We start from the raw sequence: 12,470 nt of genomic DNA, 5'->3' as shown, positions 1-12,470 counted from the left end.
ATGAACAAGCAAATCAAAGCTACTCAAATCAAACGTACGGCCATAGCAATGCTGGTGGCAATGTCACCAAGTGTCTTCGCTTACGATCTCGTTATCATGAATGGTCGAGTTATGGACCCTGAAACGGGCTATGACCAAGTTGCCAATGTCGCAGTTGAAGATGGAAAGATCGTTGCTATAACTGGCGATGCTATTGAAGGCGATAAAATGATTGATGCTGAAGGTCTGGTTGTTGCACCTGGATTTATTGATACTCACTCACACGTTGTTGCGATTCCTGTCATGCAAAAGCTACAGCTACGTAGTGGTGTTACTACGCCATTGGCTCTAGAAGTTGGCGCTTATCCAGTGAGTGATTGGTATCAACGGTTGGAAGGCCGTTCACAAACGAACTTTGGTGCAAGCGTGTCATCTGCGGGTATTCGTACCAAAGTCTTTAACGACGATTACCACACACGCACGGGTACAATGATTAACGATATTTTTGATACCGAAGAGGCAAAAGCGTCGAAGATTTCAGGTGACTCAATGACTAAGATTGCATCAAGAGAGCAAATAGAAACGATTTCTGAAATGGTCGATAAAGAGCTAAAAGATGGCGGTTTAGGTATCGGTGTTCCAGTGGGTTACATGTCTAAAGCGGCAACGACCATCGAAACTAAAGAATGGCAGAGACTTGCGGGTGAATACGGTGTTCCAACGTTTTTGCACGGTCGATTCTCAAGCCAACTTCCACCAACATCAGGCTTAATTGGTATTGAAGAGATGCTGTCTGGAGTGGGTATTTATGGTGGTGGTTTGTTGGTTCAGCACATGCACCAGCAAACTCTCAATGAAACACCAGTCGCACTTAAGATGCTGGACGATGCAAAAGCCAAAGGCATGAACGTTGCAGCAGAGATCTACCCATATAACTATGGTGCAACCATTGCAGCGGCTGACTACCTAGAGCCAGAAAACTACCAGCGCAATATGGCACGAGATTACTCAGACATTATTGAAACAGAAACAATGAAACCTCTAACCAAAGAGCGATACGAGCAGTTGCTAAAAGAGAACCCTCAAGCGAGTGTTATGTTCTACGGTGCAACGGATCAAGACCTTAAAAACGCGCTCGCTCATGAGTCTACAATTGTCGGTAGTGATGCTTTCCCACTGATGAAAGAGGACGGAATGATGGCTTACAGCTGGAATACGTCTTATGAAGGTCTACAAGGACACCCAAGAGCCGCTGGTACTCAAGCTCGAGTATTGAAAATGGTTCGTGAGGACAACCTGATGCCATTGATGTCTGCGGTTTCTAAAATGTCTTACATGCCAGCTAAGTTCTTGCAAGACAATGGTATTAACCAAATGAGCCAAAAGGGTCGTATTCAAGTAGGCGCTGATGCTGACATCACGATGTTTGATCCTGAAACGGTAACGGACAACTCGACACTTAAAGAACCAGGTTTGCCATCAACAGGTATCCCTTATGTTGTGGTTAACGGTACAGTAGTCGTAGAAGACTCTAAAGTGCTGCCAAATGTTTACCCAGGTAAAGCGGTGCGTAATAGCGTTACTAAATAAAGCTACCTAAACAAACGTTAATAGAAGCAGACGCGACAACTTCGGTTTCACGTCTGTTTTTTTATCACCAAATTAGCATCTAAAGGGTCATCAAATGTTCGTAACAACCACGGAACTCATAAATACTATCTCTGTCGTTGGCACTGCTGCTTTCGCGTTCTCTGCGGTATTGGCAGCGAGTGAAAAAAAGACGGATATTTTCACGGTGGTGGTATTGGGTGTAATCACAGCTGTAGGGGGAGGGAGCACACGTGATGTATTGCTCGATGTGACCGTGTTTTGGTCAAAGGAACTGTATTATGTCTGGATTGCGGTTGTGAGTAGCTTAATCGGCTTTATCTGTGTTTCGTTTTTGAAGAAACGTTGGTTTCATACGATCAACCTTTATGTCGATGCGATTGCTATCGCCATGTTTGCGATTCAAGGGACTGAAAAAGCATGGAGCTTAGGTTTCGGGCTACCGCTAGGTCCAATCATATTGGGTATTATTACGGCCGTGGGAGGAGGGGTTATAAGGGACGTTTTGATTCAACGTCCGACGCTACTGTTATCAAAAAAGCTTTACGCAATCCCTGTTGCATTAGGCTGTACATTACATGCGACTATACTGGCGTTGCTTCCACAATATACCGATGTGAGTGCGATTGTTTCTATTGCCCTTGTGATTTACATACGCCACCTGTCGATTAGTAAACAACTTGCTGTTCCAAAGTGGGCGACATTGAATCCAGTTTAAAACCAGTTTCCGTTTTATTTCACTGGCATTGATCGTTTTCTTTACTCGACTCAAGACAGCATGATACGTTCATGATCAATTATGTTGGGTTATAGAAAAGGACAGTCCAATGTCATTAGAAAGTGCGATTACATTCTTTATTGCCATGTTTATATTTGGTATCACTCCGGGGCCTGGCGTATTTGCCATTTTAGCTCGTGCTATGGTTCAAGGATGGCGAAAGTGCGTCACGCTTTCGTTAGGTATGATATGCAGTGATCTTATTTATCTTGCACTTGCCTGTTTCGGTCTAGCAACGATTGCCGAGAACTGGTCGATTGCGTTTGAGGTGATTCGCTATGTTGGTGCAGCTTATTTGATTTACTTGGGCTACAAGATGTTTAAGAGCCTGCCTGAAGTGCAAGGCTCTGCGGAACTTGCGGCCAAACAGAGTCAGAAATCCGAACTCGCGAGTTTCGCGCAAGGCTTTTTGATTTCAGCATCAAACCCTAAAGTGATTCTGTTTTATATTTCGTTCTTGCCGACTTTCATTGATCTGACTGTTCTGCGCTCACAAGATATTGTCTTGGTTTCTGCGCTAGCATCTGTTGCTTTAATGTCCGGTTTAATGCTTATCGCTGTAGGCGCGGGCAGAATGGCAGGTTTGTTGAAAACGCCACGCGCACATAAAAGGTTAAACCAAAGTGCTGGTGGAATCATGATTGCTGCTGGCTCATATTTGGCGATAAATCGATAAACAAGTTTCATTAAGCAGAAAGGCGAACCGTTGGGTTCGCCTTTTTAGTTGGATATAAGTGACATCGTTTAAACAGAGACTTGTTTGTTAGTCACAATGGTGCAATTATTTAAAGAGTGATATTACTCGGATGCATGTCTTATGATGACTATCGAACAACAGCTTTCTCGGTTGGACCTAAACTTATTGGTGTCGTTAAGTGTTTTAATCAAAGAGAGGAACGTAACGCGATCTGCCAATACCTTGTATCTGTCTCAGCCTGCGATGAGTCGTACCTTAAGTCGTTTGCGAGAGTTGTTTGATGACCCACTGTTTTATCGAGAGTCGAATGGCTTAGTGCCCACGCAAAAAGCGTTAGAACTGCAAGCACCTTTAGAAGAGTTGCTATTGGCGATGCGAAGCCTAGTAACGAAATCTGCGTTTGATCCTGCTGAATGTGTTCAAACCTTTGTTGTCTCTGTACCGCCATTAATGAGTCGGATGCTTTCTGTGCCCCTTGCTGAACGCTTCATGCACGATGCGCCAAACGCCAGTCTTATCGAATATCCGATTGCAAAAACGCCTACTAGCCAACTGCTGTCACGAGATGTGGATTTTACCATTCACATCGAAGCCCCGAGTAATCCAATCGAATTTCCATACGTGAGTCTTGGCCAGATCTATCCGGTATTTTATGTTTCTGAACATCACCCTTTAGCGAAAGCGAAAAATGTCACTCTTGAGCAGTGCCTCGAATCTCGTTTTGTCGATCTCACGCTCGATATTCGCTCGAATTACGGGCTGCAACACCCGGTAGATACTTACTTAGTCAAGAATGGAATGCAGAGAGATATTGCATTTAAAAGCGGACAGCTTCTTACTTTGGTGGAAGTGATGCAGAGTTCGAATACAATTTTGGTTGCGACCCATAAATTGACGGAACTAGAGGGAATAGGCGACAAGATAGTGCCAATATTCTCTCTAGATAATATTCCCGAGTTAATATTCGAGCTGTTTTTGATTGAGCATAAAAGAACCGTTACCAGCCCAGCACATCAATGGTTCAAGAACTTAGTCGTGTCCGTTATTGAAGACGTTGTTTGTGAAAGTTGACCCCAACGTCTTTGCTAACACCGCAGCCTAGTTATATTGACCGCTTAGTTCAGATTCCAGTTAAACCTAAACGGTGCTCTTCGGGTTTTGGGCGAGTCATTTATGGCTTTTAACAGTGTTTTGGCTTCTGCTAGTGAAACTGAGAGGGAAGCTGAAACTGGCCCTTCAGTATTTTTTGCGTAGCCAAGCTTCAATAGCTTCTTCCAAATGTCGTTTGATTCAGAATCTAGAGGCAGTTGAAGCGTGCCTTTCACAAAGGTTTTTCGCCCCGTAATCTCATAAATAGTTTGCACTGCTTTGCTGTATTGCTTTTCTTCAACGTGTCGACAGAATTGAATATTCAACTTTTTGGTATTCAATTGCTGGCGTGCGACAAAATAACGCGTTAAATCAATGAAGTGATTTCCGATCAGGCGAGCAATCGCAGCAAGGAATACTCCCGCAATGACCAAGTAATGCCAATATTGACTCAACCAATTCGATAAGGTCTGAGCCCCGTCGCTCGATCCTAAAGTGTTGCTTAGTGAGTCTAATAACTTTGCGTCACCGACTTGAAGCGTTTGCTGATCTACAGTTAACGACTCCAGCTGATTGGTCTTTGTGTTCCACCATGTCATGGTCTGTTTTGGTAAGACGACTTTCCCTTGTTCTTGCAGGATTAACGTTACCTGTTGTGTGAGTGTCGCGGTATTGCTTTTATTCAGGCGATTAAACACGTTTTCTTTGACTGCTGGCTTGCGATACATCTCAACGCCGGAAATGTCTGGGATATTGATCTCCGGCAGCAACATCATGTGTGAGTTTGCCACGCTCAATGTATACGTTGCAGTGACAGCGTGGCCCACTTCGAATTCGTCTGTTAACGGACGATCGGTTGATATTGAAAGCTCAGCATTTGGGCTAACAATCAACGCGTCTGTATCAATGTTGCTCACGGGTATTTTGGATGTAAAGTTAATGGGTTGCGATTGAATCTCACCTTCAACAACGTTTTCGCTGGCAAGCTCTACGCTAACGGGGATGCTCAATTCAGGAACAGTAAACTCGCCAGTTTGCATTGGGTACAAGTAGTAACGTGCTTTTTGTGTAAACCACTTGGTGCCCTCAATTGTGCGTGCTGAACGCGCGACTTTCTGCTCATCTTTCTTGACGACTGTGTTGGGTATATCTAAGTAAGGTAATGCCAACTCTTCTTTGAAGGGGCGGGTACTTAATACCTCAACGTCGAGTGCGACTTGTTGTTTCACTGCGACATCTTGAGCGTTAATTTCAACATTCAGCTTCAACTCACCGTCACTGACAAACTGGTCTAGGTTAGTAGCACTGGCAGGCATTGAAATTAAAAGCATCATCGCGGATAAGACAGCAAACCAATATTTCAGAAGGTCGAATGCCCGGACGGTCGATTTAGTTTTGTTCATTGCTGTATTCCTGCTGAAATTTTTGTCTTAGAAACTTAGATGGATTTTGTCTGACCTGTTTTAGCCAGACTTGGTCAGAGATCACGAGCTCCTTCTGACTCCCTTCTTTTGGTTTGTCGTCGACCAATTTCCTATCATCAATGACTTTTTCTGAATCTTGTTTTGTCGGTGGTGTGTTCTTGATTTTCTCTATCGCAGCTTCCACAACGGCGAGGTTGTTGGTCGCTTGTTCTGAATACGTTTCGTTGTTCAACAGTTCGTTGTAAAGCGCCGTGGCTTTATCAAATTGAGCTGTATGAGCGTAGCTGTTTGCGACGATTAACTTAGCGAAATCAGTCAGCGCTGCCGGTTCGCCACCTTGTTCGCTCTTTTGTGGGCTTAATTGGTCAATCGCGCCAAGGAAATCACCTGACAAATAACGACTATAGGCTTTCCATGTTGGATCATCGAACAGAACGGCACTTTGCGCGTAGTTGCCTTGATTGAATTCAACATAAGCGTGTTGATCGTTGGATAGCCAAAAATCAAAAAATGAGTGCTTATCGACAATTCCCCAAGTCAGATTTCCTGCAATAAGCACAAGCAACACGTGCATTGGCTTAAGTTTGGATAACCAAGCTAAACGACTGGATTGGTTCGGAGTCGAAGAGGTTGGCTTCGTCAGATTTCCGAACTCATGATTCACTACCTGTTTATTATTTACCACTGTAGCGTCCACCCTTTTCTAAACCACATCAATTGAATCGGCAGCAACAAGAACAGCAACCAATAGCCCGCGTCTAACCAAGGTAGGGCGTTATCGCTGACCGCAAACAGGTTGTTTTGAATGCCTTGATAAACTGCTTCTACATCGCTAGCGTTGTGGGTGAATGAAACCATGTTTCCATGACCGGCTTGCGCCAGTTGTGACAGTGAAGCGAGTTGAATTTCTGTTAAACCTGCCGTGCTATTTCCGCCACTTTGTGGGTTTTCACCCATCGCCCAAACGATCACTTGATGTTGCTGTTGTTCAAACGCTTTAGTGAATTCTTCTATCGCTTGGTCGTTGGTCTTGTCCGTCAGTATCAAAACCGTTGATGGTGCTTTTGCTTGTGAGATTAGCTCGAGCGTTGGCTTTAACACCGAAGCCGGTTTGCTCTCGTTATCTGGCAACAAGCTTCCATCCAATACATCGAGGAAGTATCGCGTTAACTCTTTGTCTTTGGTGACAGGCATAGCGACATGCGCACTGCCGCCGTATATGACTAAACCAGTTTTTGCGTCGCCGCGCAGTTCGACAAGCTGATTGATCTTCTGTTTAGCGCGCTCTAATCGTGACGGCTGAATGTCGGTTTTATTCATTGAATCAGAGACATCCAAGGCGATCACCAGCTCGGAATTGTCTTCAAAAAATGGTGAAGGTTGCTGCTGCCACGTTGGACCCGCCATAATGAGCGTGGCTAGAACCGCAAACACCAAAAACAATCGATTAGGAGAAACCATACGCGTTCGATTTTGGTTGAGAGACAGATGTTCCACCATGTTTTTAGACATCACAGGTTGCCACTGCGCGACCAAATCGTCTTGTTGAACGAGTGCACGATAAAACAACACGAACGGGACCAGTGCAAACAACCATAATGGGCGCATGAAATGAAACAGGGTGATATCGCCACCAAACAATGTATTGAAATCAGTCATTGGTGAGCTCCTCTCTACGGCGAATAACGCGCTTTATTTGTTTTTTACGACGCAGATTTGCACCAAACACGATTAAGGCGGCGAGTAGGTTGCTCATCAAACACACGCCAAACGCATAGTGGTGCAAGCTGTGTTTAGGACGGTGAGATAAAAGTTCGAACTCTTGCTGTTCTAGTTCGTCGATCGTTGCGTAAGCTTGTTCGAGTTGCTTTCGGTCCATGGCATGAAACATCTGCCCGCCAGTAGCTGCTGATACCTTCTCCAATGTTGGAAGATCCATCTTGTAGCGACCTTTGGTAGTCGGGTCACCAATTGCAATGGTGTAAATCTTCACGCCATATTTGGCGGCGATTTCCGCGGCTTTGACAGGAGGCATTTTCGAACTGGTGTCATCACCATCGGTTAGCAAAATCATCACTCTTTGACGGCTCTGTTCTTGTTCGAATACGGCAATTGATAAGCCAATTGCATCGCCAAAAGCGGTTTGAAATCCAGCGTAGCCAAGCTCAACGTTTTCAAGTAGCGATTGCCACACGTTAATATCTTCCGTAAATGGCGCTTGAACATAAGCTGAGTCTGCAAACAATATTAACCCTAAGCGGTCATGTTCTCGTTGGGCAGCGAACTCACGCAATACCTGCTTTGCAATGGTTAAACGGTCGTGTTTGTTGCCTTGCTTATCGGCAAAATCCTCTTCTGACATCGAACCTGACAGATCAAGTGCGACCATAATTTCACGAGCGGATTTCTTTTGTTCAATGGGTTCGCCTACCCACATCGGTTTAGCAATCGCGATGACTAAAGCAAGATAGCTGATAATGACCAATAGCCATTGCACTTTACGACGGCTCATCTTGACCGCGGTTTCAGAGGGCTCTTGTGAAGACACGGCAATCAGGCGTTCAAAAAAGGGCACTTGAATCGCGCTTTTTGACTCTTTGTAAACAGGCAATAACCAATACACGGCAAAGGGTAAACAAAGCAATGCAAACGCTATTGGGTATTCAAATTCAATCATGTGACACCTCGTGATGCTTTATCCAAAGTGCAACGTTCTCCATGATGGCGTTTCGTTTTTCTTCCGTTAATTTCGCTGCTGAAGAGTAGGCGAGTTGAGCAAGTACGCCTGAGAGTTCTGATGTAGAGAATTCGGATGAAAATTGGCGATTAGTGCAATGGTCATCTAACCACTTTTCCCAATCTGTGCCGGTTAAAGGGGCGACCTCTGTACGAGGGAAGGCGTACAATGCGGTTCGTCGTAGCAGTTGTGGTAGCTTTTGAAATGATGAAATGTCACCGGATTGAGCCTCTAAAGAGAGTTGCTCTAACTCCAATAAGGCAGCGCGTCGGTATGTGTTTGCTAGGTACTTTTTAATCACTAAATAGACACGATATAAAGCGAAGCAAAACAGCAACAAGAGTAGCCAGTACCAGCCTGGTGCATTCGGTAGCCACGAGATACTTTCTGGCAAAGAAGGCTCAGACAAAGAGGCCATCAATGGATTCACATTTTCTGGCTGTAAAGTCTCAAGCCCAGTGTTAGTCGTCATAGTCTGCATTCTCAGTTATTTAACTCGCGCCGAGTGCTTTTCTAAGCTGAACATCGGTTGGATCGACTGTGTTGAAAGGCAATACAGGGATTCGATATTTCTTCGCCACTGCCGTGAAATTATCTATGGCTTGAACCACGTCTTTAGCAAATGCATCGCGTAACTGTGCTTCTTGGCCTGATACGGACAACTGCAATTGCCCGTCGCTGAGTACCATCTTATTTAGCGTGGCTAAATCATGCTCTAGTGGGTCGGTAACATGACACAACACCACATCGTTGTGCTGACACAAAGCCTTGATTTGCTCTTCGCTACGCTCGTTATAACCGTAGCCATCCGTAATCAAGATCACTAACCCATCATGCTTAACCAACCTCTGCGCCTGATGAAACAATTTGGCGAACGAATTGGATTGTGTGTCTTGCGCCTTTCCCGCTTTGAGCTGCTGATTCTTACTCGCAATTTCATTGAGTATTTTGAGTACGTGATTTGCGCTGCGTTGCGGTGAAATAGGCAGAGCAGTGCTGTCGTTATAAACAATGGCACCAACACGATCGGTACTGTCTATGACTTTCCAAGCGATCAAAGCTGCGATTTCTGCAGCAACTACAGATTTCATTCGACCTGTGCTGCCAAAGAACATGCTCGTGCGCTGATCGACCATGACATAAACGTTACGCTCGCGCTCTTCAGAGAATATTTTAACGTGTGGCTTGCCCGTTCTATTGGTCACTTTCCAATCCATGGTGCGAATATCGTCACCAATCTGGTAGTGACGCATCTCTTCAAAGTTCAACCCACGTCCACGTAGCTTCGATACATGACGACCCGTTAACGCACTGTTGATTGGCTGATTCGGTAGAAAGTCAAAGCCATGCGCCTTGTATTTCAACAATCGCAATGCCTTTAGATTGGTATAGATATCGGGATCAAGTGTTGGTTTCGTCTCCATGGTGACCTCTCGCGTTACGCAACTGCAACTTGAGACAAAATCTCATCGATAACTCGGTCTGAACTGACGCCTTCAGCAAGTGCATCGTAAGATAGAATCAGGCGGTGACGCAGCACCCCATAAACCACTTTACGAACATCATCAGGGTCAACAAAGTCTTTACCGTTTAGCCATGCCATCGCTCGTGAACACTTGTCTAATGCGATGGTTGCACGCGGGCTTGAACCAACACCAATCCATTGTGAAAGGGGTGACTCTGGGTACAACTCGGGTTGTCTGGTAGCCACCACAATCGCAACAATGTATTTAAGAACCGCGTCGCTACAATGAATGTCGCGCAATTGATCACGAGCATCAAAAATGCATTGAGGATCAATGGGTGCAGGCTTGTCTGTGCTTGGTTTTTCCTCACTGCGAACCATTTTAATGATCTGCTCTTCGGCATCCGCATCTGGATAATCGAGATTTATTTTCATGATAAATCTGTCCATTTGCGCTTCTGGCAGTGGGTAAGTGCCTTCTTGTTCAACCGGGTTTTGTGTTGCTAAAACCATGAATAGATCAGGCAGTTTGTAAGTCTTACCAGCAACAGTGATTTGTCGCTCTTCCATTGCTTCTAACAACGCAGCTTGTACCTTTGCTGGAGATCGGTTGATCTCATCGGCCAGTAATAGGTTGTTGAAAACTGGGCCCGGTTGGAAGGTAAGCGTCGGTTTGCCGTCTACATCTTGATACACCTCTGTGCCTGTTACGTCCGAAGGCAGAAGATCCGGCGTAAATTGAACACGACCAAGGTCAACTTCTAGGGCAGAAGCCAATGATTTGATAGAACGAGTCTTAGCTGTTCCGGGTAATCCTTCAAGCAGAACATTACCATTTGTAAGGAGCGCAACCAGTAATGTGTCGACCATATGCTGCTGGCCAATTACCGAGGATTCCATCTGCTGCTTTAGTTGGTTTATAGAGTCTAAAGTTGGGTTCATTTGCTTACCTATTGACTAATTAATCAAGTGAGATTCAGGTCACCAGATGGCGAAAAGATAAATATTGTTAGTTAAAGCAACTATTTAAATCACCTTTGCTAAGGGTAGTCGAAAATAATTTCGACATACGCGATCAACATATCTTTGTTAAAGATTCACCTTGGAAATACTGAATTGTATGGTCTATAAATAGGCTACTGTATTGTTTGTATTTTAATCAAGAATAAAGATTGATAAGTAACATTACTTCTCTGCATATCTCTTATGCGGTGATGTCATTTGTGAATTTATGCTGCCTTGATAACATTGTTCACAAGTTGAGCGGTTAACGAACTAACTGCTCGAACAAAAACAAATGGACTATGTATTGATTTAGCGTTATCGATTTTATTAGAGGTCAACAATGAAAAAATTAGCATTAGTAGTTTTAGGTTTAAGCGCAGTTTCTCTTTCTTCTTACGCAGCTGAAGAAGTTTCAACTCTGACAGAGTTCTTCAATGTCGATGGTGAAGTGACTACCGTCGACAATTACGCGGTGTACGAAACGTCACGCCAATATTTGAAAAACCAAGAGCTTGTTGGCGTTAATAAATTCCTACACAAACGCGAACTCACGCCAACCGATAAACAGCCTGTGGTTCGAATGAACCGAGACACGTACTACTCAATGGCTGTGATTAACGTTTCACAAGGCGCGACGATTACGCTACCTGAGATTCCTGAAGGCAAATACATGTCGATGGAGGTGATTACAGAAGACCACCGCATTCAGCCAATGCAATACGGTTCTGGTACGTTTGATCTTTCTACTCACAGTGGCGACCACGTGTATGTCATCGTTCGTACTGATGCGACGTTCACCAAAGATGAAGTTCATAAAATCCAAGATCAGATGAGCATTGATGCAAAAGCAGACGGCGAATTCATGGCAATGCAAGTGGATGAGAAATCATTCGATGAGGTAGAGAAAAACCTTAAGATGGAAATGCCAAAACTACTAAAACGCGATGGTGCTCAGGCGACGTTTGGTATGTTTACTAGCCCTGAAGATGCTTCAAAAGAGATGTTTACCAAAGAGAAGTACGCAGTGGGTGCGGCTATCGGTTGGGGTGGAGCGCAGTTAGATGACAATATTTATGAAGTCTCTGGCAACTTCCCGGCAGACACTTGTCATCAGGCAACCTTTGATGACCCTAAAAACCAAGCGTTTTGGTCGGTAACTGTCTACAACAAGCAAGGTTTCATGTTTGGTGAAGTGGCGAACGTAAGCTCAAACACGGCTGAGAAAAATGCAGATGGCACTTACACAGTAAGCTTTGGTTGTGGTGATGATGCAGTCAACAACATCAAAACAGAGAACGATTCTGGTGTGTTTAACTTAGCTTTCCGCCATTACATTCCGAGCCAAAAAGTACGTGATGGATTCCGAGTACTTCCTTACGTTAAAGCGGTGAACTAATGTTGCGATAGTCGCACAACGATTGATAGATACGCGCTATTACCCGTGGTAGTAGCGCGTTTTTTTATGGGGTCTATTTCATTTCTTGATTTCTTAAGTGGAGAAACACAAAGGCCGAGTCAAAAAATGGTCTAACTTTGGTTATACGCAGCGTGCCTCAGTTCAAATAAATCAATTAAACCTTCTTCCATCGATACTTTGAGTTGCACCACGCATTTGTTCGAATTTAAACCCGCTGACACCTTATGTGACAACGCTTCCAGTTATCTTTACTGCCTCTAAAGGGAACAAT

Annotated in this window: 12 protein-coding genes; 5 read left to right on the top strand and 7 right to left on the bottom strand. The window is 44.4% G+C overall.

Annotated features, from left to right (window positions below):
* From HRQ85_RS06520 to HRQ85_RS06505, 4 genes are all read left to right on the top strand, one after another.
* Positions 1-1,569, top strand: coding sequence for an amidohydrolase family protein (locus HRQ85_RS06520; protein WP_172379070.1), 1,569 nt, complete (start codon positions 1-3; stop codon positions 1,567-1,569).
* A gap of 94 nt (positions 1,570-1,663) precedes the next feature.
* A complete protein-coding gene (locus HRQ85_RS06515) occupies positions 1,664-2,305 on the top strand; it encodes a trimeric intracellular cation channel family protein (protein ID WP_172379069.1) in 642 nt (213 codons plus the stop codon).
* Between the two features lie 109 nt (positions 2,306-2,414).
* Positions 2,415-3,041, top strand: a complete 627-nt coding sequence (locus tag HRQ85_RS06510; protein ID WP_048615283.1) for a LysE family translocator — start codon at positions 2,415-2,417, stop codon at positions 3,039-3,041.
* A 141-nt stretch (positions 3,042-3,182) separates the two neighbouring features.
* A complete protein-coding gene (locus tag HRQ85_RS06505; protein ID WP_172379068.1) occupies positions 3,183-4,133 on the top strand; it encodes a LysR family transcriptional regulator in 951 nt (316 codons plus the stop codon).
* A 44-nt stretch (positions 4,134-4,177) separates the two neighbouring features.
* Here HRQ85_RS06505 and HRQ85_RS06500 read toward each other — a convergent pair whose 3' ends face one another.
* Genes HRQ85_RS06500 through HRQ85_RS06470 form a run of 7 tightly spaced genes read right to left on the bottom strand, consistent with a single transcriptional unit; the run spans position 4,178 to position 10,719 of the window.
* On the bottom strand, positions 4,178-5,554 hold the full coding sequence (locus tag HRQ85_RS06500; RefSeq protein WP_172379067.1) for a BatD family protein: 1,377 nt from the start codon (positions 5,552-5,554) through the stop codon (positions 4,178-4,180).
* A complete protein-coding gene (locus HRQ85_RS06495) occupies positions 5,541-6,260 on the bottom strand; it encodes a hypothetical protein (RefSeq protein WP_172379066.1) in 720 nt (239 codons plus the stop codon). The genes HRQ85_RS06500 and HRQ85_RS06495 overlap by 14 nt, the downstream gene beginning before the upstream one ends.
* Positions 6,254-7,234: a VWA domain-containing protein gene (locus tag HRQ85_RS06490; protein WP_172379065.1), complete on the bottom strand. Its 981-nt coding sequence runs from the start codon at positions 7,232-7,234 to the stop codon at positions 6,254-6,256. The genes HRQ85_RS06495 and HRQ85_RS06490 overlap by 7 nt, the downstream gene beginning before the upstream one ends.
* Positions 7,227-8,252, bottom strand: a complete 1,026-nt coding sequence (locus HRQ85_RS06485) for a vWA domain-containing protein (protein WP_172379064.1) — start codon at positions 8,250-8,252, stop codon at positions 7,227-7,229. Before HRQ85_RS06485 ends, HRQ85_RS06490 begins: the two co-directional genes overlap by 8 nt.
* Positions 8,245-8,784: a DUF4381 domain-containing protein gene (locus HRQ85_RS06480; protein WP_172379063.1), complete on the bottom strand. Its 540-nt coding sequence runs from the start codon at positions 8,782-8,784 to the stop codon at positions 8,245-8,247. The genes HRQ85_RS06485 and HRQ85_RS06480 overlap by 8 nt, the downstream gene beginning before the upstream one ends.
* Before the next feature lie 19 nt (positions 8,785-8,803).
* A complete protein-coding gene (locus tag HRQ85_RS06475; protein ID WP_050654399.1) occupies positions 8,804-9,736 on the bottom strand; it encodes a DUF58 domain-containing protein in 933 nt (310 codons plus the stop codon).
* Positions 9,737-9,750: 14 nt separating this feature from the next.
* Positions 9,751-10,719 carry an AAA family ATPase gene (locus HRQ85_RS06470; protein WP_172379062.1) on the bottom strand — a complete coding sequence of 323 codons (969 nt, stop codon included), beginning with the start codon at positions 10,717-10,719 and terminating at the stop codon, positions 9,751-9,753.
* Between the two features lie 403 nt (positions 10,720-11,122).
* Here HRQ85_RS06470 and HRQ85_RS06465 point away from each other — a divergent pair, with 403 nt between their 5' ends.
* Positions 11,123-12,178 carry a DUF1254 domain-containing protein gene (locus tag HRQ85_RS06465; protein ID WP_172379061.1) on the top strand — a complete coding sequence of 352 codons (1,056 nt, stop codon included), beginning with the start codon at positions 11,123-11,125 and terminating at the stop codon, positions 12,176-12,178.
* The last annotated feature ends 292 nt before the right edge of the window (positions 12,179-12,470 follow it).

Origin of the sequence: Vibrio sp. Vb339 (assembly GCF_902751245.1) — a bacterium.
Taxonomy (GTDB): domain Bacteria; phylum Pseudomonadota; class Gammaproteobacteria; order Enterobacterales; family Vibrionaceae; genus Vibrio; species Vibrio coralliirubri.
The sequence above is the reverse complement of the archived record's forward strand: the minus strand, read 5'-3'. Positions and strand labels throughout refer to the sequence as shown.